Origin of the sequence: Candidatus Pristimantibacillus lignocellulolyticus, assembly GCA_023639215.1 — a bacterium.
Taxonomy (GTDB): domain Bacteria; phylum Bacillota; class Bacilli; order Paenibacillales; family Paenibacillaceae; genus Pristimantibacillus; species Pristimantibacillus lignocellulolyticus.
The window spans coordinates 2126322-2149314 of record CP097899.1; the positions used below are offsets into that span (position 1 = coordinate 2126322).

The window sequence follows — 22993 nt, forward strand, 5'->3', positions numbered from 1 at the left end:
ACTATAGCATATAGCATCCTTGCCTTTATTGATTCATCTTTGCCGATAGTGGTGGTTGAAGATTTTAATGTGGTTACATGTTACTACTTTCAGATCCAATGCTACTTAACTTTGAGCAGTATATTTTTTCACAGCGGGAATAATATCACGACCAATAAGTTCAATGTTTTTCATTACTTTATCGAATGGTACACCACCGAAATCAATTTGCGCCATAAACCGTTGCTGACCGAATAGTTCATATTGATATAGTAATTTTTCAATAATTTGCTGCGGACTACCGACCATAAGCGCATCACGATAGTCGATTGCTTGATCGAATTGTTGCTTTGGATATCCACTTCTTCTAATAGAAGTAAAGCCGGCATTAATATACGGATAGTATTCATTCATCGCGTCTTGTGAAGTTTCTGCTGTATAAAAGAGGCTAGTTGTTGCGATGGGTAACTGACTAGCATCATGACCATTATTCGTTGCAGCTTCACGATATGCTTCAACGGAAGCTCTGAAATTAACGGCAGGACCTCCAAGTGTAGTAAGCATCATAGGTATTCCAGCTTCTCCAGCTTTAATTGCACTTGCAGGAGGACCGCCAACTGCTCTCCATATCGGAAGATGACCATTAACAGGCTGCGGTAAAATCTCGGCACGATGTAATGGTGCACGGAATTGGCCTTCCCAGCTAACAGGACCAGTTGCTTCATTCAATTTCACTAGCAATTTTAATTTCTCTTCGAATAGCTCCTCATAATCGTTCAAATCGTAGCCGAACAAATCGTAGGCTCCAACACGTGAGCCACGTCCAGCGACAATCTCTGTTCGACCACGAGAGATTAGATCCAATGTAGCAAAGTCTTCATATATACGAACAGGATCAGAGACACTTAATACAGTAGCTGAGCTTGAAATTTTGATTTTGCTCGTAGCTTGTGCAATTGCTCCAAGTACAACGGTATGAGCTTGCGTTGTAAAATATGTTTGATGACTCTCACCAACAGCAAACACATCAAGACCAGCATCCTCGGCAAGTTTACTTGCATCTATAATTTCATGTAGACGTTGCTGAGCACTAATAGGTTGATTGATCATGGAATGTGTCATATGATCCCCCAATGTGTAAAGGCCAAACTCCATGCCGCTTTTTGGTTCAATACGATATTTTTCCATAATAATAACCTCCTAAAACTTTTTATTAACTTCTAGACAAACTTCATTGTGAATAAAAAGTAGCTTCGAAAGCATAAACTAAAACTTTTTATTATCTACTTGATAAAACGAGACTCAATAAAGTGTGCGGTACGAGTACACCAGCGGTAGTCGTTTGGCCCTAAGCTTCAAATAAAGGTTCGAAAAGTGGGCTTTCAGAATCGAGAAGATGGAGTGCTACTTGAGAAAGGTGGAAGCGCAAGTGTACGTTATTGGTACATGCGAACCTACAATGTTTCTGCAAGAAACATACATCGGAAGCTTATACTAGACTTTCCAAGTTCACTTTATTTTCGATGTCGAGTACGCTACGTCAGCATATTCAACGTTATCAAAGCCCATTTTTTGAACTGCCTCTTATAGCGGTGATAATGATGCTTCTATTTCAGCGCGTCGCGCTTCAAGAAACGGTGGTAAGTCTAGATGTTTGCCAAGCTCTGAAATGTCTGAGTCCACCATAAAGCCGGGACCGTCCGTAGCAAGTTCAATCATAATGTTGTTGCGATCACGGAAATACACACTTGTAAAGTAGTAGCGCTCAACGACACCGGTAGTAGAATAGCCTAGACCTCTAATTACCTCATTCCATGCTGCAAGTTCCTGTTGATTAGCGACACGAATCGCAAGATGATGGACACTTCCTTTTCCGGGGCGTTCACGAGTTCCCTCTTCTTGAGTCAATACGATTTCTCCCCACTGTTCGCCTTTTATAGCTTGCAATATGGCACTTGACTCTGAGCTTGATTTAACTGTGTAACCAAAAGTATCTCGGAATAATTCTGTCGTTGCATTCAAGTTGCGAACGGATATACCAATGGGTCCCATTCCAAGAATATGATGCTCTTCTAGTACAGGGGAGTCAGCCCAATAACGCCAATGTTCAGGAACGTCTAATCCTTCATTACTCAATAGAACAAGGCGTAGTCCGTCAGGATCTTGGAAGTGCAGTGCATCATATCCGTTATAGGTCGTAATGGAGTCATGTGTTACTGCCATATCAGTTAGTCGTTGCTCCCAATACAACAGACTATTGTATGAAGGGACTAACAATCCGATCAAGTTAATTGCATTAGTGCCTGGTTGTGTATGTCCTGCCATCGGCATTTCGAAGAAAGTTAGTTCTGTACCTGGGCTTCCAATCTCATCGCCATAAAATAAATGATACATATCTGGTGAGTCTTGATTGACAGTTTTCTTTACTAAACGAAGTCCCAATATTCCTGTGTAGAACTGCATGTTTTTTGCTGCATTTTTAGTAAGCATAGACGTGTGATGATGACCCAGTATTTGTGTCATATAAATCGCTCCTTTAACTGTTTGTTATTCAATTGATTAGTCAAGTGATGGGTATAAAGCAACTACGATAATGGTGGTAATTGCTTATTTTCGCTATTTTTATGAACCTTCGTTAGAAGGGAATACAATGTTTTTAATTCTTCATCAGTTAATGCTTCTTTGAAAAAAGAAGTTTGAAAGGCAAGTTGTGCAGGCATAGCTATATCTAGAATATCCTTACCTTTATCACTTAATACAATCGTTTTTGTCTTCCAATCTTGCTTTCGAGTAATGTATCCATCTTGCTCCAAGCGAGCTAACATTCGAGACATTCCTCCTTGCGTAACAATGACCTTTTCAGCAAGCTCAGATTGAGTTAATGGTTGGAAGGTACGTATTTGCATAAGGACATCAAATTGAGCTGTAGTTAGCTGAAATCTTTTCAGAAAATCATTCGATAATTGATTACTCTGATTACTAAATCGCATTAACCTTAACCACGTTAACGACCCAAGAGTATGCTGATCCATATAATCACTCCTAAAACTTTTCATATCATCCAGTGTTACTTCAATGCAAATGAAAAGTTACCTCGGAAGCATAGGCCAAACTTTTCATATGATCCAGTGTTACTTTAATGCAAATGAAAAGTTACCTCGGAAGCATAGGCCAAACTTTTCATATGATCCAGTGTTACTTCAATGCAAATGAAAAGTTACCTTGGAAGCTTAGGCTAAAACTTTTCATTTCATCCGACTTACCTCTATGCAAATGAAAAGTTGCATCGGAAGTATTGGTTGTTTTTGTTCTTAATATCACTTTACTACGCAAGTGATAGAAAAGCAAGAAAAAAATCTTAAATTTAAGATATTTATTTACACGATTACTTTGTGATCCACGATGAAAGCTAAATACAACAATAATCGACACTCAGTAGAGTACTTCATTCCATATATTAGTTCAATTATCTAAAGATATTACAATTTTTAATGCAATTAAATGTAAAATGGTACGATAGTTACTTTTTTTGTGATAAAAAATACAACATAATGTAATAAATACTGGTTAAATTATGAAATAAAAAGGGAGTGGAAGAAACTAATATGTACAAAAAAGTAGAGAGCGAGCTCGAACTTGCGATGTTTAATGGCATTTGGACAACGGTATGGAGAGAAAAAGGATTTGATTTAGAGTTTAGTGATGAGATACTTGAACAAAATTTAATTTCGACAAAAAAAGGAGAATTTGTCGGAACTGCAGAAATAAAGCCATACATAGCTGATGAACACCACAAAATAAATCAAATCGTCCCTTTTCATAAACATCCATGGATCTCTGAATCTAATGGAGGCGTAGGGGAAATCGATAAAATTGCATTATTAAAAACATTTAGAGGTAGAGGAGAATATATTGCTCTAATTCTCTCATCTATTGTACATAGTTCAGCACAACTTCAATTAAAATATTTAATTTCATTAATGGAACCGATTTTCATGAGAGCCTTGCGAATTACTTTTAAGGTTCCTCAACAGCAAGTAGGAGCAAAGATGTTCTATAAAGGTGATTACGTTATTCCTGTTATCTTTGATATTGGTTATATCGTTGAACATACAGAAGAATTTTCGTGGTATGTTAATCCCGCGGTAATGGAACATAGTTATTAATTTGAGTAGAGGCGGATGAGAAATGAATCAAGGACTAACAGAATTAGACAAAAGGAATCGATTGTTAGTTGGTATTATGTGGGCGGTTCTTGCACTAGGAGTTGTCACTGATATTAGTATTGGACTAGGGTGGCAAATGATTTTACTACTTATTGTTATTGGTTCTATTATGAATACTATTGCAACAGTCATGACTTTTATTAAACCAATAAGTGCTTATGTAAAGTATGTTTTACCGTTTGGGCTTAGCTCAATTGTTACGGTATTAATCGTATCTGACCCCCAGCCTGTAATAAGTACTTATTTTCTTATATACGTAAATCTAGGGATAATGACGCTGTACTCTGACTACCGACCACTTATTCTGACAGGAGTTTTAGGTGGAGTAGTTACAACTTACATTTACTTAGATCCCGTGCTACAACAAAGATTATTTCCTAATGAATCATTACTATTCCTTTTTTTATATTTATTTTTTGCAACATTGGCTCTTTGTGCATCGGCACAATTTACACAACGATTGCAACGTGAAGTCATCAAAAATGAAGCAGAGGCTGTTCATGCAAAAAATTTAGCGGAGCAACTTATTGAGAAATTGAAAACTTCAATTTTGATGCTTAATGTATTTAGTTCCTCGCAGAAGGAGCAGGTTCAGACGGCTAGCTCTATTTCTAAGGAAGTAACGACGACTTTTGGAGAAATGACCGTATCTGTTGAACAGCAAACGAATCATATTTTATCAATCAATGACTCAACTCAACGAATTGATCTCGATATTAAGGAAATGGCTGAGAGCTCTGCATTAATGAAGGAGTATGCTCAAAACAACGCTAATTTAAATGAAAGTAATACGATAAAAATGCAACAAGTCAGTGATGAGATGAAGCAACTTCGTCAATCAACCGAGCACACATTAGTGGAAATGAAACAATTAAGAGCGAAAAATGAAAATGTTAGTGAAATTGTTAATACGATTAATGAGATTGCAAGACAGATTCATTTGTTAGCATTGAATGCTGCGATTGAAGCAGCTCGTGCCGGCGAACATGGCAAAGGATTTGCTGTCGTATCTGGTGAAGTAAGCAAGTTAGCAGATCATACAAGACTTTCGGTTGAAGAAATAAGTGAGCTACTATCGAACATTCATCAAAGTATTGATTCTGTATATCAATCTGTTGAGCAGGGAAATGATTCTGTTGTTAGAAGTAATGAATCTCTTCAAAGTGCGAATGAAGTGTTAGAACTAGTGCAAACAAATACAATACTTTCTACTGAACAAACGAATAAAGTAACAGAATCAACAAAGCGTCTTGGAGATCAATCCTCAGTGCTTGCACATAGTATGAATAGTATTTCTGCTACGACACAGCAAAATATGGCTGCTGTTGAAGAAGTTAATGCAAATATGGAATTACAATATGCTAACATGGAAAGTATGGTCGAACAATTTGAACAGCTAGATCAATTACTTCATGAGCTTAAAGAATTAGTTGAACGTAAATAATATTATCAATGACCACATACTAACTTTAATGGACTGGGAACAACCTACCTTAATGAGTATGTGGTCTTTTTTTCGGTGGTTGTAAGAGCGATAAGAGGACATATAATATGCAATAGTGACCAAAATAGGAAGTTGAGTATATTCGATTGAAATTCTGCAAAACCTACTTATAAGCTAATATGCACTATTCATATATAAATAGTTAGAATATTTCCAAGATTAAGTTAATATCCAAATTAATCAAATCAAGCAATAAGTTGATATTGAACTGCATTCTTAAGAGGACTACAATAGGGATGTGAACATTCGAAATGCCCAATACATCATAGGAGATGATCTACATGAAAGCATTAAGATGGCATAACACTAAAGATATCCGTTTGGAAAATATCGAAGAACCTGTTGCTAAAAAAGGCGAAGTGAAATTGAAAATACAATGGTGTGGGATTTGCGGTAGCGATTTGCATGAATATACTGCTGGTCCTATTTTTATACCTACTGATACTCCGCATCCTCTAACAGGAGATGCTGCACCAATCGTAATGGGTCATGAATTCTCTGGAAAAGTAGTTGAAGTTGGTGAAGGAGTTACTGATATTGAGATCGGTGACCGAGTCACAGTTGAGCCTATTTATTCATGTGGAAAATGTGAAGCATGTAAACAAGGTAAATATAATCTATGTTCTCTAATGGGCTTCTATGGATTAGCAGGTGGCGGAGGCGGTTTCTCTGAATATGCATCTGTTCCAGCTCATATGATTCACAAACTACCTGACAATGTATCTTTCGAACAAGGTGCACTTGTAGAGCCGTCAGCAGTTGCGCTTCACGCTGTGAAACAAAGTAAAGTCAAGGTTGGCGATAAAGTAGCAGTGTTCGGGACAGGTCCTATTGGTTTATTAGTTATTGAAGCATTGAAAGCTGCAGGTGCAGCTGAAATATACGCCGTTGAATTATCTTCTCAACGTCGTGAAAAAGCGAATGAACTAGGTGCGATTGCTTTGGATCCAAGTGAAAGTGATATCGTTGAAAAACTGCATCAGCTAACAAATGGTGGAGTTGATGTATCATTTGAAGTAACAAGTGTACCTCAAGTACTAGTTCAAGCAATCAATGCTACGAAATTCAATGGTGAAACCATGATCGTAAGCATTTTCGAGAAAGAAGCTTCCGTTCATCCACAAAATATTGTAATGAAGGAACGTACAGTTACAGGTATTATCGGTTACCGCGATGTCTTCCCTGCTGTTATTAGCTTGATGGCACAAGGATATTTCCCAGCGGATAAATTAGTAACGAAACGTATTTCACTTGATGAAGTCATTGATGAAGGTTTTGAAGGTTTATTGAAAGAGAGAAACCATATTAAAATTCTCGTCAAAGCGGAATAGTTCTAATACAGTTCAGAAAAAATGGGCTTTACTAGTTTGAAGCTTAACATAGAAACTTCTTCTGCCGAGTATTTATTGGATAGTGGCTTCGCCATAGCAGTCCGATAGATGCTCGGCTTTTTTGCGTTTAAGTATAAATACGATAGATATTATAATATATAACGATTATGTGTCTAATATGGAATCGGTCAATCCTTATGATATTATTAGGCGAAGCGCAGTATTTAGTTTGTAGATATTAAGGAAGTAACTGCGTAGCCATCGTATATTACGAAATATAGGTGAAGTAAGGATCGAAAGCCAGCGATGAGTACAGAGAAGTTATTAACGGAAGCTACTACATTTATTACAACAATGTATAACGAATTACGATATAGTCCTCAGCAATTAGAAGAACGATTGACATCTATTTCAGCAAGTATTTCACAGAACGGAAGTTATCTTCACACAGATGATGAACTCCAATATGGTTCGAGAGTGGCGTGGCGCAATAATAGTCGTTGTATCGGGAGATTGTTTTGGAAGTCACTTATTGTTGCAGACTGTAGGCATGTAAGTGATCCAGATCAAATTTTCGACGCGTTACTCAGTCATATTGAGCAAGCTACGAATGATGGTCGAGTGCAGCCGCTTATTACGATCTTCTCACAAAGCAGTGCTGAGCTTACTGTGAGAATATTGAACCATCAGCTCATTCGTTATGCTGGTTATCAGATTGGAGACCAGATCGTTGGAGATCCAGACTCTATAGCTTTTACAACGTTATGTATGGAACTTGGTTGGCGTGGCAAGGGGACTGCTTATGATGTGTTACCGCTCGTTATTCAAATCAATAGTGAGCAAACTTATTATCGTAGTATTCCTCATCAATATGTTAAAGAAGTTAAGATAGAGCACCCTAGTCTTCCTTGGTTTCATGAACTTCAATTACAATGGTACGCGATACCGATCGTGTCTGATATGGAATTAGAAATAGGTGGCATTCGTTACACAGCAGCCCCTTTTAACGGCTGGTATATGGGAACAGAAATTGCTACTCGTAATTTTGGCGACGTGCATCGCTATAATAAGTTACCGATCATTGCAAAAAGTATGGGGCTAGATGTAAGTAGTAATCTAACGTTGTGGAAAGATCGAGCGCTTGTGGAATTGAATGAAGCAGTAATCTATTCCTATAAGAAAAATAAAGTTAGTATTGTGGATCATCATACAGCATCAGAACAATTCCGATTGTTTTGTGAACAAGAACAACAGCAACAGCGCGAAGTGAATGCTCGTTGGTCATGGCTTATTCCTCCTATGTCTCCTACAACAACGGTAATATGGCATACACGATACAATGAAACCGATACGAATCCTAATTATTATCGTAAAGCACAATGTCCTTTTCACAAATCATAACAATAATGAAAAACAAGAAAAATTCCTCTATTGATAATATCGAGGAGTTTTTCTTGTTTTTAAAGTATTTTATTTATCACTAAATAGTATAATATACTAATTAATATTATATTTATGAAAAGAATGGTTTGTAATTTGTTATTTTTTGGTTTATAATACAATGAATTTATTGCTATTTTTATGGGGATAGACCGTGAAATTTACAAATATGTAAAGGGGATAAATCTAGATGCCTCCACAAACCTTAAACTCTCAAATGTATAATGAAATGATCAAATTAAGTTACCTAAAAAGATATGAAAATGTTGATACTAAAGAAGTATACGGCAGGATCTTTAAGAAATCAGCCCAATTGGAACAACAACTTAAAAAGGATTTATACGATTTTAATGAAGAAGAGCTAAGGTTATTCGTGATGCAAATATTGCAACCCAAAACGAAAGAGAGTTCACGTTCTATTTATTCGACGATATCATCATATTTAGAATGGTCGATTAGTGAAAATTATTCACAACATATCTCAAATCCATGGAAAAAACGTGGACAAGATTATATATACGGATTAGTTATGCATGTGAAAAATTACATGTCATATGATGAGAAACAACATATTTTAAGTAAATTAATTAATGCTCAAGATAAATTTATTATCGAAGCGCTATGGAATGGTGTGCAGGGAGATAAACTCATTGAGTTAGTTACATTAATGATGAATAATATTAACGTTGAATCACGTACCATTGAACTTATGAATGAGAATAAAGATAGAACTAGAGAATTAATAGCGTTTGATGATCAACTTTGTAATTTTGCCATCCAGGCAAACGCTCAGCGACTGTATATTAAGAAGAATGGTCAATGTAGCGAGAACACGATATCAGAAAGTGCTGAACTAGTAGAATCTAATTATATAATAAAACGCTCAAACACAAAACATAAAGGTGATAAATCTTATACGACTCATTATACTGTATACAATCGTATAGAGATGTTTCGTGAGTTGAGAGATATGGATAAATTCTCTAATGTGCTTGTCACAAAAAATATTGTTAGGAGCGGTATGATCTACCATGCTTTATTGTTGTACAAGCGTGATGGGGTATTAGGTCGAAATCAAATTGAGGAAATTTGTAATCGCTTCAATGTGAAATTCAAATGGTCGATGAAAGATTTCTTGAATATTGATCATCTTACTCAGTTATATCCTGAAGAAGTAAAAGAGTTAGCAACGGTATAATAATATCTCTTATAACAGTAGTACATAGTATTCAATATAGTTAGTAGATCACCGTTATCAATAAGCCAGTTACGTATCGTAATTGAACTTAATAATCGGTGATCTACTTTTTTTTGAGAAACCAACGTATGAGGCAATGGATGAATAATATTACTAAGTATATTTTTTGCAGTATTATAGGTATTCTATCTCGATCATAGTATCATTATATTGGGGGTGAATTAGAATATGTTGGTTGGATTAATACTATTCGTAGTTGCAGGCATTGCTGAAATCGGAGGTGGGTATTTAATCTGGCTATGGCTAAGAGAAGGTCGTCCTACTTACTTTGGAGTTCTTGGTGGACTTTCTTTAGCGTTATATGGAATCGTTGCAACATTTCAAAACTTCCCGACATTTGGACGAGTATATGCTGCTTATGGCGGTGTTTTTATTGTGCTATCTGTCTTATGGGGATGGGGAGTAGACAAGAAAATGCCGGATTTATATGACTGGTTAGGTGCAGCGATATGTGTCGTAGGCGTTAGCGTAATGTTGTTTGCACCAAGAGGGTGACAGTAACCAAGGTTCATATTCAATTAATATTAGAGCTAACTTATTTAACAAACTTATAAATATATTTAATTTTAAAAGAAGATTCTTTAGATTGTGGGGTACTCATGAGAGGAAAAAACAATATACACTGGTTGTAATCGGTTACATTACGGTAGTAAGTATGAACACGTCATCCATGGCATCTGCTAATGCCACGTATATGAAGATAGATCAGCATAGATTATTTTTGAGATGCTACTACTTTTAATTATAACTAGCATCTTAAGAAGCCCATAATAAGGTTTTAGGGGGTTACATATGTATAAAGTATTAATCGTAGATGATGAAATTTTCGTTCGTAAAGGTATTATAGGATTAATGGATTGGAATAAGCTGCAATATGAGATATGTGGTGAAGCGGAAAATGGTCTTCAAGCAGTGGAAATGATCGAACTGTTGAAACCAGATCTAGTTATTGCTGATATTCGTATGCCGATATTAGATGGCCTAGCTTTAATTAAAGAAGTTAAGGAAAGTGGTAAACACCAACCAGTATTTATTATTGTTAGTGGATATCATGATTTCTCTTATGCAAAGCAAGCCTTACGCTATCTGGTATCAGATTATATATTGAAACCCGTCGATGAGAAGGAATTAGAAGAGACATTGCGTCGCGTAGCTAGTACATTATCAAAAAAGAGATTAACGACATTGACAGGTGAAAAACCGATAATAGAATCAGTTATTGAGACGTTATTAAATATAGAGTGTAGCGAAGAAGATGCTAAACAACTAGCGGAAGCACTGGACATTCCAGTTATCGGAAATTATTGTTATGCTACCGTAGAAGTACATGATTCTCAGTTACGCAACGGTGACTATAATCATGTGCTTCTTAGTCAACTGGAAAATTTACTGTCCGACATTACAGAAAAAGTAGACTATCATATACCTATTCATACACAAGCGAAAAATCAATTCGGTTTGATTATTCATACCGATAAATTAAAACAAGCATTGATGTCATTTACTCCAGAAGATGCATTGCGATTGTTACAGTTAGCGATTGTGAAAGGGATGAAAGTTCCTATAACGATCTATGTAGGGATAGAAGTTGATCGTCTGAGTACAATTACAAACTCTGCGACTACTGCGAAAGAAGCAATAAAATATAAATTTGCGGAAGATGGCAAGAACGTTATTTTCTCTAATGAAGTTAGCCGAACGGCATTGTATTATTTTGATGTTGAGACGTCTATTCATAACAATTTACTTGAACAAATTGAAGAGAATAAACATGATGCATACGAACAAACGATTGATCAAATGTTTCATCAATTTAGAACTATGCGTTTCGCGCCTAGTGCAGTTGCGAATACGTTGACCCGTAGTACCATCGGAGTTATTAATATTGTTCGTCAAATGGAAGGCAAGGAAGAAGAACTTAAGTGGCTACCTGAAATGTTAGATTGGCAGAAAAAGTATAGCAGACTGTCTGAACTACAGGACGTTTTCCTTAGTTTTGTTAGGGAAGCTTCTCAATATATATTGGATCGGCGCGGGGAACAAGGGAAAGGTAGTATAGAGAAAATTAAGAAGTATATTGATAATCACTATACTGAAAATATTAATTTAAAAGGAATTGCAGCTAAGTTCTATATGAACTCAGTCTATCTCGGGCAATTATTCAGAAAATCTTATGGGGCGTATTTCAATGAATATTTACTCGGTATTCGCGTAGAAGAAGCGAAAAAATTACTAAGACAGACGGATTTAAGAATGTATGAGGTCGCAGAAAAAGTTGGATTCCAAAATGCAGATTATTTTGTAACTCAATTTGAAAAATTAGAAAAAATGACACCTACCGATTATCGTAACAAAATATTAGGCAAAAAATAACTAGGTGGAGATTACAGATGCGAAGATTTCATATTAATAATCTCAAGCTTAGAAACAAGCTTGTATTGATTTATATTCTATGTGTATTTATCCCGATTTTGTTTGCCAATGTGGTGTTTTACAATGTGACGACAAATAATATTAAGAATCAAAAAGCGGTAGATGCGGAAATCGCATTAGAGCAATTGAAGAATGAATTAAAAGTTGTGATTGAAGATGCGGCAGGTATCGCCTACCTGTATTATATTGATCCTGTTCTAAATAATCACTTGAATACAAAGTATAATTCATATGATCAATATATTGAGTCGTTAGCTTCGATAAAAAGCATATTCAATCGTTCAGATAAAGAATACCAGACAATTAGTTCGGCACTTATTATGACGAACAATACGTCTATATTGTCTTCAGGTAACATTGTTCTAATGGATGAAGATATATTACGCTCACAATGGTATGTGGAGTTTTCTGAAAATGTAAACTCATATTCATATTTTTATGTTACTGAAAAAAGTATTAGCATTATTCAAAATCTAGATTATGAACAAACGGGGACGTTTGAACATCTTATTAAAATTGATTTGAATATGGAATATGTTAAACAACTTATGGATCTCTCTAACTTCCAAGGTAATGTTTACTTTGCGAATGATGAAAACAATGTGCATTATAGCACTGACCCAGAGTTAGTATTGACGGAAGGTCCAGTCGTTTTGTCAGAAATTAAACAACCAGAGAAAGCACTTACGTTTCTCAAAACTTATACTAACAACCGCTATCTTGGAGGATGGTCATTGTTTGGCGTGATAGATGAAGAGAAAATATTGTCTGAAGTACGTCAATCAGCACAGTTTATTGTTATTTTAGCAATCATTAATTTTGTAGTGCCAACGATTATCATTACGATGATTTCAAGTTCAATTCATACTCGAGTGAAAAAAGTACTAAATCATATGAAAAAAGTGAAAGGGAAAAACTTTGAACAAATTCCTTATGATAGCGCTCGGGACGAAATAGGTGAATTATCAGTTGAGTTTAATCGAATGATTGACCGGATTGATAACTTAATTAATGATGTGTATGTTGCTGATATTCAGAAGAAAGATCTTGAGATTAGACAACGACAAGCACAGCTGCATGCTCTTCATAGTCAAATTAATCCTCACTTCTTATTCAATGCGTTAGAGACGATTCGAATGCGAAGTCTTATGAAGGGAGAATCAGAAACGGCTCGAACCATTCAAAATATGGGGAAAATATTTCGAAAGTCGATCTCTTGGAAAAGAAGCTTTGTTACGATTAGTGAAGAGATTGAACTTATTGAAAGTTTCCTGGAAATTCAGAAGTATCGCTTTGGGGATAAGTTACAGTTTCAAATTACAGTAGAAGATGCTTTAAAGGAACAAATAATTCCTAAAATGACATTTTTACCTTTTGTTGAAAATGCAAGCATTCATGGCATTGAAAGCAATCCTGGAATAGGCCTAATTACAATTCAAATTGCACATGAAGCTCAGTATATTGTTTTTGTCATTTCTGATAACGGTATGGGAATGACTGAGCAAAAGTTGAATGAATTAGAAACCTATTTCAGTGATGATGAGCAGATGGGTGATAATGTTGGAATGAAAAATGTATTTACTCGTCTGCGTATTGTATATGGGGATGAATTTACTTATAAGATGGAAAGTGAAGAAGGATCGGGAACACGTATTATGTTAAAACTTCCAATGAAAGAAATCGAATAAATAGTAAATACTATAATAATATTGATATTTTATACATGTAAATTTTATAAATACTAAAAAAAGCATAGATATTTACTTAAATAAGTAAATATCTATGCTTTTCAAAGAACGATGTAAAGTTTATTGGGTAACGAGATAAACATATTCGAATTATAATGAAAGTGCTTACAAAATATGATTGCTAGAAGGGGGAACAAAGTTATGACCCAAAGAAAGTGGTTAAAGACAGGTCTAGCAGTAGTAATGGCATCAGTAATGATTATTGCGGGCTGCGGAAGTAAGGATGCGAACAACAAAGGAGCGAACTCCTCAAATGCAGGAGATGATACAGCACCAGTAACGTTTACTTACTTCAGCTTTAGTAGTAACAAAGACATACTTGCTAGCGACACAACAATCGGTAAGAAATTACAAGAACAAACGAATGTGGATTGGAAGATGGAATTTGCGGTAGGAGATATAAGTACGAAATCTGGAGTAATGATTACAGGTGGCGATTATCCTGACGTTATCGTTCCAGAAGGTGAAATCGATAAATTAATTGATGCGGAAGCTTTCCAACCATTGAACGAGTTAATAGAAAAATATGCTCCTAACATTAAGCGTGTATACGGAGACTATATGGACAAGTTTACAGATGAAGATGGAAATATCTATGTTCTTCCATTCTCTGCTAACCAAGGCTACATTAGTGATCCTAATATTTCTCAAGGTGCTTTCTGGATTCAACGTGGTGTATTGAAAGAGTTCGGATACCCAGAGATTAAAACTTTAGATCAGTATTTTGATCTACTTGCTCAATACAAAGCGAAATATCCTACTGTGGATGGTAAAGACACTATCGGATTTATCACTTATGCAGGTGTGAAAGACAACTTCTTCACGATTACTAATGCTCCAATGCACTTAGCTGGTTACCCTAATGATGGTGGTGTAACTATTGACATGGAAACTCATGATGCAAAAGTATATGCGGCTAGTGATATTGAAAAACCTTGGTTACAAAAGCTGAATGAAATTAATGCTGCTGGATTATTTGATCCTGAAACATTTACAGCTAACAAAGACCAATACCTTGCGAAATTGACTTCTGGTCGTGTTCTAGGTTACTTCAACTACGGCTGGCAAGTTGATGATGCAACAAACAACTTGAAAACTGCAGGAAACGATGATCTTCGTTATGTAGCACTTCCAATCGTATATGATGAGTCCGTTACAGATCAATACATTGATCCACCAGCGTTTGTTAACAATCGTGGTATTGGTATTTCTGTAAGTGCAAAAGATCCAGTACGTATTATTAAATACTTCGATAATCTTCTAACAGAAGATAATCAAAAACTAGTTCAATGGGGTGAAGAAGGCGTTACTTACTCCGTTGATGAGAATGGTCGTTACGTAATGAATAACGAACAAATTGCAAACCGTAATGACAATGAATTCAAACGTAGCTATGGTTGGTCATATTTCGAGTACAACTGGCCTCGTTATGGTAATAGCTCTGTGTTCGAAAATGGTAACTCTTATAGCGTAGGTAATCAATCTGAAGTAGCGTTTGCAGGATATACAGAAGGTGACCAAGCGATTCTTAATGAATATGGCATTCAAACATTTGCAGAATCATTCTCAGCACCACAAGATCGTCCTTGGTACCCAGCATGGAGTATCAACAAAGAACAAGGATCTGCTGAACAGATCTTCGAACAAAAATCTGGAGATATTCAACAAAAATACTTCCCTAAAATTGTATTATCAACTCCAGATAAATTTGAATCTGTATGGAATGAATATGTTGCAGAAATCAATAAGCTTGATGTAGCTGGCTACGAAGCGTTTGTAACAAATAAAGTTAAAGAGCGTGTAGCTGGTAACTGGTAAGAAGATACAAATAGATGGAAAAGCGTAGATTAATCTTCGCTTTTCCCTTCTCATAACAGTAACTCATTAACTCACGCAACTTTGTTTTGCCGGAAGGGAGACTAATCAGGTGGAGAAACATACTCAACTAACTGTAACAGCTACTGGTAACTCGCGTTTTCAAAGATATATGAAAGCATTGTCTAAGCAAAAAATGCTAATGCTAATGTCTCTTCCTTTTCTTATCTGGGTGTTTATTTTCAAATATGTTCCACTTTGGGGCTGGACAATCTCATTCCAAAAATTCAGACCATCAAGAAGTTTGTTTGAGCAAGAATGGATCGGATTAGATAACTTTAAGTTTCTATTCCAAGAAGAAGCTTTCTATCGTGTATTACGAAATACACTAGTAATGAGTTCTATTAACTTAGTGTTAGGATTTGTAACAGCAATTGTTCTGGCATTATTACTTAATGAACTTAGAAGTATTATGTTCAAACGTACAGTACAAACCATTAGTTATTTACCTCATTTTATTTCTTGGGTCGTTGCGGCCAATATTGTTCAATCAGCATTAGCACCAGAAGGTATTATAAATATTTTAATGTTAAAAATGAATCTGATTGATCAACCTGTTTTGTGGCTAGGTAAAGGTGAATACTTCTGGGGTATTCTAGGAGCTACAGAGGTTTGGAAGAGTGTTGGCTGGAATACGATTATCTATCTGGCAGCAATTACGACGATAGATCCTTCACAATATGAAGCAGCGGAAATCGATGGTGCAAGTCGTTTTCAACGTATTTTGCATATTACACTTCCAGGCATGAAATCAGTTATTGTAATCTTGTTGATCATGAATCTTGGGCATATTCTGGAATCTGGATTTGAGCCACAGTATCTGCTAGGTAATGGTATGAACGTGGATTACTCCGAAAACCTTGATATATTCGTTTTGAAATACGGGATGAACATGGGTAACTACGGTCTAGCGACAGCAGCCGGTATGTTTAAAACCGTTGTCAGCTTCATATTCCTCATGGTAGCTAACTCGGTAGCGAAGAAGCTAGGCGAGAGTAGACTGTACTAATCATCACGTAAGGAGGCTATAACGATGGCAAAATCCAATTCATCACGTAAAGTGTACTCAACTGTACCTGATAAAATATTCGATACATTTAATATAATCTTTATGATAGCTATTATGATTGTTACACTCTATCCATTTTTAAATATGTTCGCACTATCCTTTAATGAGGCGAACGATTCTATTCGTGGGAGTATCTACATTTGGCCACGTGAATGGACTTGGGCAAACTATGAATATGTTTTCAATGAATCATCTATTTTTGGAGCGACATTAATATCTGCTGCACGGACTATTCTAGGTACAGTGACTTCCGTATTTGCAACAGCGATGCTTGCTTATACGATTAGCCGTCCAGAATATCTACTCCGTAAATTTGTAACGATTGTGTTCATTTTTACAATGTACTTCAGTGGTGGGCTAATTCCTAACTACCTATTAACGAAACAGTTAGGATTACTAGACTCCTTCTGGGTATATATCATTCCAGGTCTAGTCGGAGTGTTCAATATGATTGTTATTCGTTCCTTCATTGAAGGTTTGCCTGATGGTATTATGGAGTCAGCAAGAATTGATGGAGCAGGAGAATTTACAACATTTATGAAAATTGTTCTACCACTTACTGTTCCAGCATTAGCTACTGTTTCTTTATTCGTAGCGGTATACCAATGGAATTCATGGTTCGACGTATTCCTTTATAACTCATCAAATATAAATCTTAGTACATTACAATATGAGTTAATGAAAATACTTTCAACTTCAACGACATCAACAGGTACAACTGCAGGAGATGCCTTTGCTAATGCGCAAGGTAATGCAACAGCGGTAACTCCAACTTCTATTCGTGCAACGATGACGATTGTGGCAAGCTTACCGATTATTATCGTATATCCATTCCTGCAAAAGTATTTTGTGACGGGGATGACGGTCGGTGGCGTTAAAGGCTAATAGGAGCTGACTTTAATAACGATGACTAACAGAAAGTACAATAAACTCACATGTTGCACGTGTATGAATAAGAGGATATCATCAAAATAGATTAAAAATATACTAGAGCTGTGTCCGTCCGATAGATTTATTCGGACTTAAGACACAGCTTTTAGTACTAGAGAGGATGAATAGGATGAATAACAATGGTTACCACGCTTGGTTAAGATATGATGCAATTGAGGATCAACAATTAATAGAAACATACCGTAAGTTTGCAAATGAAATCATTATTGCGCAGCAAGATGGAGCAGGTCCTATTCAATCAGCAGTAGCAGAGTTACAATTAGCTATTCCAAAGCTTGTTGGTATTACACCAACAGTTACTGAAGGTCAAGCAGTTAATGACTCTTTTCTAGTTGTTGGTACTACGGATAGTTTATCGTACATTTCAGATAAGATTGTTGGACCAATTGCTGCATTAAGTAGTGACGAAGGTTATATTATTAAAACAATAAAGAGTGATCAATTATCGTATATTATTGTGGCTGGTACGACAGAAAAAGCGACTTTATACGGTGTTTTCCATTTACTTCGCTTGATGCAACAATGTGAAAGTGTTGAAGCATTGAATATTCAAGAAGCTCCAAAATATGAACTCCGCATGATTAATCATTGGGATAATATGGATGGTAGTATTGAACGTGGTTATGCCGGTCAATCTATTTTCTTCCGAGATAATGAGTTGTTGGTAGATTCACCTCGTGTTGTTGACTATGCTAGATTAATGGCTTCGATCGGAATTAACAGTATTGTCATTAATAACGTTAATGTTCATCGCCATGAAACATTTCTAATTACTCAGAAATTATTACCAAATGTTGCCCAATTCGCAGCAATTTTTCGTGCATACGGCATAAAATTATTTCTTAGTGTCAATTACGCCGCGACCATTGAACTTGGAGAAGTAGACACGGCTGATCCTTTAGATGAACGTGTTCTAGAATGGTGGAAACGAAAAGCAGCTGATGTATACGCAGCAATTCCGGACTTTGGTGGTTTTCTAGTGAAAGCGGATTCAGAGAATAGGCCTGGTCCATTCACATACGGAAGAGATCATGCAGACGGTGCGAATATGTTAGCTATGGCATTACAACCATTCGGTGGTTTAGTTCTATGGAGATGCTTCGTTTATGATTGTCATCAAGATTGGCGAGATCGTACAACGGATCGTGCGAGAGCAGCATATGATCATTTCAAACCACTTGATGGTCGTTTCTTAGATAATGTTATTTTGCAAATTAAAAACGGCCCGATGGATTTCCAGGTTCGAGAGCCAGTTTCACCACTTTTCGGTGCAATGGAAAAAACCAACCAAGTGATGGAATTCCAGATTACTCAAGAATATACAGGTCAACAACGTCATGTGTGTTACCTAATTCCACAATGGAAAGAGGTACTACAGTTCGATACTCATCATAAAGGTGAAGGTAGTACTATACAAGAAATTGCAGCAGGTAATGTTCATCCTTATTCACATAGTGGTATCGCTGCGGTAACTAATATTGGAGATGACGACAACTGGACTGGACATCATCTATCACAAGCTAATTTATATGGTTATGGCCGTCTATTATGGAATCCAGAACAATCTAGTGAACATATTGCCCAGGAGTGGACAGCATTAACTTTCGGTACGAATCGACAAGTACAACAAATGATCAACACATTCTTAATGGAATCTTGGTCTATCTATGAAAGCTATACTTCTCCACTAGGCGTAGGTTGGATGGTTACACCACATTATCATTATGGTCCAGATATCGATGGTTATGAATATTCCAAATGGGGAACTTATCACTTTGCCGATTATAAAGGGATCGGTGTAAATCGTACAGTTACCAATGGTACGGGGTATATTGGACAATATGAACATGCAAATGCACAAGTATATGAAGACATTAATACTTGTCCGGATGAGTTGCTATTGTTCTTCCACCATGTACCATATACTCATGTGCTTCACTCAGGTAAAACAGTTATTCAACACATTTACGATACGCATTTTGCAGGGGTAGAACGAGTCCAGTATTGGATTAATCAGTGGAATGAACTTAATAAAGTAGTTGATGGCGAGCGTTATGCACATATACTAGGTAGACTTGAAGTGCAACTAGAAAATGCGAAGCAATGGCGTGATATTGTAAATACTTATTTTTATCGTAAATCAGGTATTGAAGATGCAGCTGGTAGAACGATTTACTAAATAATAAAAAGTTAGAGGAGTGACTTACGTGAACAATATTCCAAAGCTTTGTGAAGTATATAATGAGTATTTTGATATTGGTGCAGCAGTGAACTTGGAGACTATTGAAGGTTCTAAGAAACTACTAGCTACACATTTTAATAGTATTACAGCAGAAAATGATATGAAATTTGTTAGTGTTCATCCTAAAGAGAATAGCTATACATTTGAAGCTGGAGATAAATTATTAGCATTTGCTAAACAGCATAGCATGAAGATGAGAGGTCATACTTTAGTTTGGCATAATCAGACGACGGATTGGGTTTTTGAGGGAGAGGATGGGGAACCGGTATCTCGCGAATTATTACTAGCCCGCATGAAATCTCACATTGATACTGTTGTGGGTAGATATAAAGGCAGTATCTATGCTTGGGATGTTGTTAATGAGGTTATTGAAGATAAGAGTGATGTGTGGCTTCGTGATTCCCGCTGGCTACAAATTATCGGTGAGGATTTCATCGAGTATGCCTTCCGCTATGCACATGAAGCTGATCCTGATGCGCTATTATTCTACAATGACTACAATGAGTGCAATCCGGAGAAGCGCGATAAAATAATTAAATTAATAAAATCGCTTCAAGAACGTGGCGTTCCAATTCATGGAGTTGGTTTACAAGGGCATTGGAATCTTTCAGGTCCAAGTATTGCGGAAATTCGTGAGGCAATTGAGAAGTATGCAGCTTTAGGTTTACAACTGCAAGTAACGGAGCTTGATATTTCTATATTCGATTATGAAGATCGACGGACCGACCTTAATGCTCCTACAGCAGAAATGTTAGAAAAACAAGCAGATCGCTATGAAGAAATATTTAATTTGTTCCGTGAATATAAAGATGTTATTACTGCTGTAACATTTTGGGGTGCAGGTGAAGATTACACTTGGCTTGATGATTTTCCAGTTAAAGGTCGTAAAAATTGGCCGTTTGTATTTGATGAAAACCATGAACCGAAATCATCTTTCTGGCGTTTAGTAGACCATTCCAAAAACTAAAAACTGTTCCAATCGGAGACCGCTCCGAAAACTAATAACTGTTCCAATCGGAGATCGCTCCGAAAACTAATAACTGTTCCAATCGCCGTTGTCCTCGGATTTATTGATATAGCATAAGAGGTATAAATCCGAGGACAAAAACGACCGCTACCGCTTTTCCACAAGTGATTAGTTTTCTCCGCTATGCAGAGGGTATTAGTGATTAGTTTTCTCCGCTACAGGTGGGAAAATGAATAAAAACAAAACATAAATCATGTAATTGCAATGGAGCTCATACGGGCTCCATTGCTCTACCTGTAATTCTTCCGATGGCATATCAAGAAGCAACGAAAAGTTAGGTAAAGCTTACGATGTAACTTTTCGTTAGCAAGGTCGCATATCAAGAAGCAACGAAAAGTTTTTAGGAGGATATAAATATGACGAGATCCATTCAATATACGAACCCTGTTCTTCCTGGGTTTTATCCCGACCCAAGTGCGATTCGTGTTGGTGAAGATTATTATATGGTAACAAGTACTTTTGAATACTTCCCGGGAGTGCCGATCTTCCATAGTAAAGATCTTGTAAACTGGACACAAATTGGCCATGTACTTACAAGAGAGAGTCAAGTCAATTTACTTGCTCGTAATAGCTCAGAGGGGATATATGCGCCCGTACTTCGTTATGACAATGGCTTGTTCTATATGATTACAACGGATGTATACGGCATAGGGAATTTCTTCGTAACAGCATCTGATCCTGCGGGTCCGTGGAGTGATCCAATCAATATACCTTATGGTAATATCGATCCTTCCTTATTCTTCGATGACGATGGTAAAGTGTATGTATCTGTTCAAGCTGGATTTGGTAAAACCTCTCATATTATTCAATATGAAATTGAGCGTGAAACGGGTAAGGCATTAACTGAGCCTGTTGTTGTATTTGAAGGTGATGAGGGCCCATGGGTTGAAGGACCTCATTTATATAAAATGAATGGCGTTTACTATATGATGACTGCTTCTGGTGGTACTGGCCCGATGCATCGTGAAATTATTGGTCGTAGCAATCAACCTTATGGCCCATTTGAAATGTTAGATCATCCGATTCTTACACATAATGCAATAAAAGATCATCCGATTCAGTATACTGGTCATGTTGAGTTAATAGATGATATTGATGGTAACTGGTGGGCGTTATTTCTAGCGGTTCGTCTGCGAAATGATCGAGGAAGTGTTTTAGGTCGTGAAACATATCTAGCACCAGTAACTTGGGTAGATGGCTGGCCGATGATCGATAATAATGAAGGACATGTAGGTTTAGATATGTCTATTACCGTCCCAACATTAACAGCGCGTGAAGATGTCGTTATGCAAACGGCACTAGATAAAATAGTAACTACATTCTCGGCGAAACAACCACTCGATATGAATTGGATATATACTCGAGTGTTACCTTCTGAATCTGTAGTTTCTTTAATAAGCAACGATGGATATCTAACATTAGTCGGTAATGAATATAGCTTGAGAGATGGACAAAGTAATTTGTTCGTTTGCCGTCGCCAACTTCATCATGCCATGCGTATTGAAACTTATGTGGAGTTTGCTCCAGTTGTTGATGGTGAACAAGCAGGTATTGCGGCGAGACTTAGTGATCATACGTTCTACTCAGTTGGAGTCAGTCAACGAAATGGGCAATTCGGAATATCTGCTATTACGATGAAAAATAAGGAAGAAGAAGTTGGATTCGTAGCTGTTGCCAAGCAACCAGGTATATGGTTAGCTGTTTCTTCTACTGAAAGGCAATACGATTTGCAATATTCACTTGATCGTAAGCAATGGCATACAATCGTAAGTGCTAATGCTAGTGATATTTCACCAGATTCTGATGGTTCATTCACCGGAGTATGTGTAGGAATGTTTGCTAATGGAACGAAGCAAGGTGAAGCTGCTCCAGCTAAATTTGAGTATTTCCATTACGAGGCACAATAACGA

General features: G+C 36.7%; 17 protein-coding genes. 14 read left to right on the forward strand and 3 right to left on the reverse strand.

All coding sequences use genetic code 11. The features are described from left to right. Positions 1 to 105: 105 nt before the first annotated feature. The 3 genes from NAG76_09035 to NAG76_09045 all read right to left on the reverse strand — a co-directional run bounded on the left by NAG76_09035 (position 106) and on the right by NAG76_09045 (position 3011). Positions 106 to 1167, reverse strand: coding sequence for an LLM class flavin-dependent oxidoreductase (locus tag NAG76_09035; GenBank protein URN96339.1), 1062 nt, complete (start codon positions 1165 to 1167; stop codon positions 106 to 108). Between the two features lie 396 nt (positions 1168 to 1563). Next, positions 1564 to 2502: a ring-cleaving dioxygenase gene (locus tag NAG76_09040; GenBank protein ID URN96340.1), complete on the reverse strand. Its 939-nt coding sequence runs from the start codon at positions 2500 to 2502 to the stop codon at positions 1564 to 1566. 62 nt (positions 2503 to 2564) lie between these two features. After that, positions 2565 to 3011, reverse strand: a complete 447-nt coding sequence (locus NAG76_09045) for a MarR family transcriptional regulator (protein URN96341.1) — start codon at positions 3009 to 3011, stop codon at positions 2565 to 2567. A 573-nt stretch (positions 3012 to 3584) separates the two neighbouring features. On the opposite strand from NAG76_09045, the gene NAG76_09050 reads away from it, so the two are divergent. From NAG76_09050 to NAG76_09115, 14 genes are all read left to right on the forward strand, one after another. Next, positions 3585 to 4145 (forward strand): hypothetical protein, encoded by a 561-nt coding sequence (locus NAG76_09050; protein ID URN96342.1) that lies wholly within the window; start codon positions 3585 to 3587, stop codon positions 4143 to 4145. Positions 4146 to 4167: 22 nt separating this feature from the next. Further along, entirely contained in the window at positions 4168 to 5649 is a 1482-nt protein-coding gene (locus NAG76_09055) for a methyl-accepting chemotaxis protein (protein URN96343.1), read from the forward strand. Positions 5650 to 5990: 341 nt separating this feature from the next. Beyond that, positions 5991 to 7040 (forward strand): 2,3-butanediol dehydrogenase, encoded by a 1050-nt coding sequence (locus tag NAG76_09060; protein ID URN96344.1) that lies wholly within the window; start codon positions 5991 to 5993, stop codon positions 7038 to 7040. 306 nt (positions 7041 to 7346) lie between these two features. Continuing rightward, positions 7347 to 8441: a nitric oxide synthase oxygenase gene (locus NAG76_09065; GenBank protein URN96345.1), complete on the forward strand. Its 1095-nt coding sequence runs from the start codon at positions 7347 to 7349 to the stop codon at positions 8439 to 8441. A 229-nt stretch (positions 8442 to 8670) separates the two neighbouring features. Continuing rightward, the gene (locus tag NAG76_09070) at positions 8671 to 9678 is read left to right on the forward strand and encodes a hypothetical protein (GenBank protein ID URN96346.1); all 1008 of its coding nucleotides are present in this window, start codon (positions 8671 to 8673) and stop codon (positions 9676 to 9678) included. A 228-nt stretch (positions 9679 to 9906) separates the two neighbouring features. Beyond that, on the forward strand, positions 9907 to 10233 hold the full coding sequence (locus NAG76_09075) for a YnfA family protein (protein ID URN96347.1): 327 nt from the start codon (positions 9907 to 9909) through the stop codon (positions 10231 to 10233). 297 nt (positions 10234 to 10530) lie between these two features. Further along, positions 10531 to 12111 (forward strand): response regulator, encoded by a 1581-nt coding sequence (locus tag NAG76_09080; protein ID URN96348.1) that lies wholly within the window; start codon positions 10531 to 10533, stop codon positions 12109 to 12111. Between the two features lie 17 nt (positions 12112 to 12128). Beyond that, positions 12129 to 13859, forward strand: a complete 1731-nt coding sequence (locus NAG76_09085) for a sensor histidine kinase (protein ID URN96349.1) — start codon at positions 12129 to 12131, stop codon at positions 13857 to 13859. A 201-nt stretch (positions 13860 to 14060) separates the two neighbouring features. Next, a complete protein-coding gene (locus NAG76_09090) occupies positions 14061 to 15737 on the forward strand; it encodes an ABC transporter substrate-binding protein (protein URN96350.1) in 1677 nt (558 codons plus the stop codon). A 169-nt stretch (positions 15738 to 15906) separates the two neighbouring features. Next, positions 15907 to 16803 (forward strand): ABC transporter permease subunit, encoded by an 897-nt coding sequence (locus NAG76_09095; GenBank protein ID URN96802.1) that lies wholly within the window; start codon positions 15907 to 15909, stop codon positions 16801 to 16803. 24 nt (positions 16804 to 16827) lie between these two features. Beyond that, a complete protein-coding gene (locus NAG76_09100; GenBank protein URN96351.1) occupies positions 16828 to 17748 on the forward strand; it encodes a carbohydrate ABC transporter permease in 921 nt (306 codons plus the stop codon). A gap of 175 nt (positions 17749 to 17923) precedes the next feature. Then, positions 17924 to 19993 carry an alpha-glucuronidase gene (locus tag NAG76_09105; GenBank protein ID URN96352.1) on the forward strand — a complete coding sequence of 690 codons (2070 nt, stop codon included), beginning with the start codon at positions 17924 to 17926 and terminating at the stop codon, positions 19991 to 19993. Positions 19994 to 20012: 19 nt separating this feature from the next. Further along, positions 20013 to 21023 carry an endo-1,4-beta-xylanase gene (locus NAG76_09110; GenBank protein ID URN96353.1) on the forward strand — a complete coding sequence of 337 codons (1011 nt, stop codon included), beginning with the start codon at positions 20013 to 20015 and terminating at the stop codon, positions 21021 to 21023. A gap of 416 nt (positions 21024 to 21439) precedes the next feature. Then, positions 21440 to 22990 (forward strand): glycoside hydrolase family 43 protein, encoded by a 1551-nt coding sequence (locus NAG76_09115; protein ID URN96354.1) that lies wholly within the window; start codon positions 21440 to 21442, stop codon positions 22988 to 22990. Positions 22991 to 22993 lie beyond the last annotated feature (3 nt).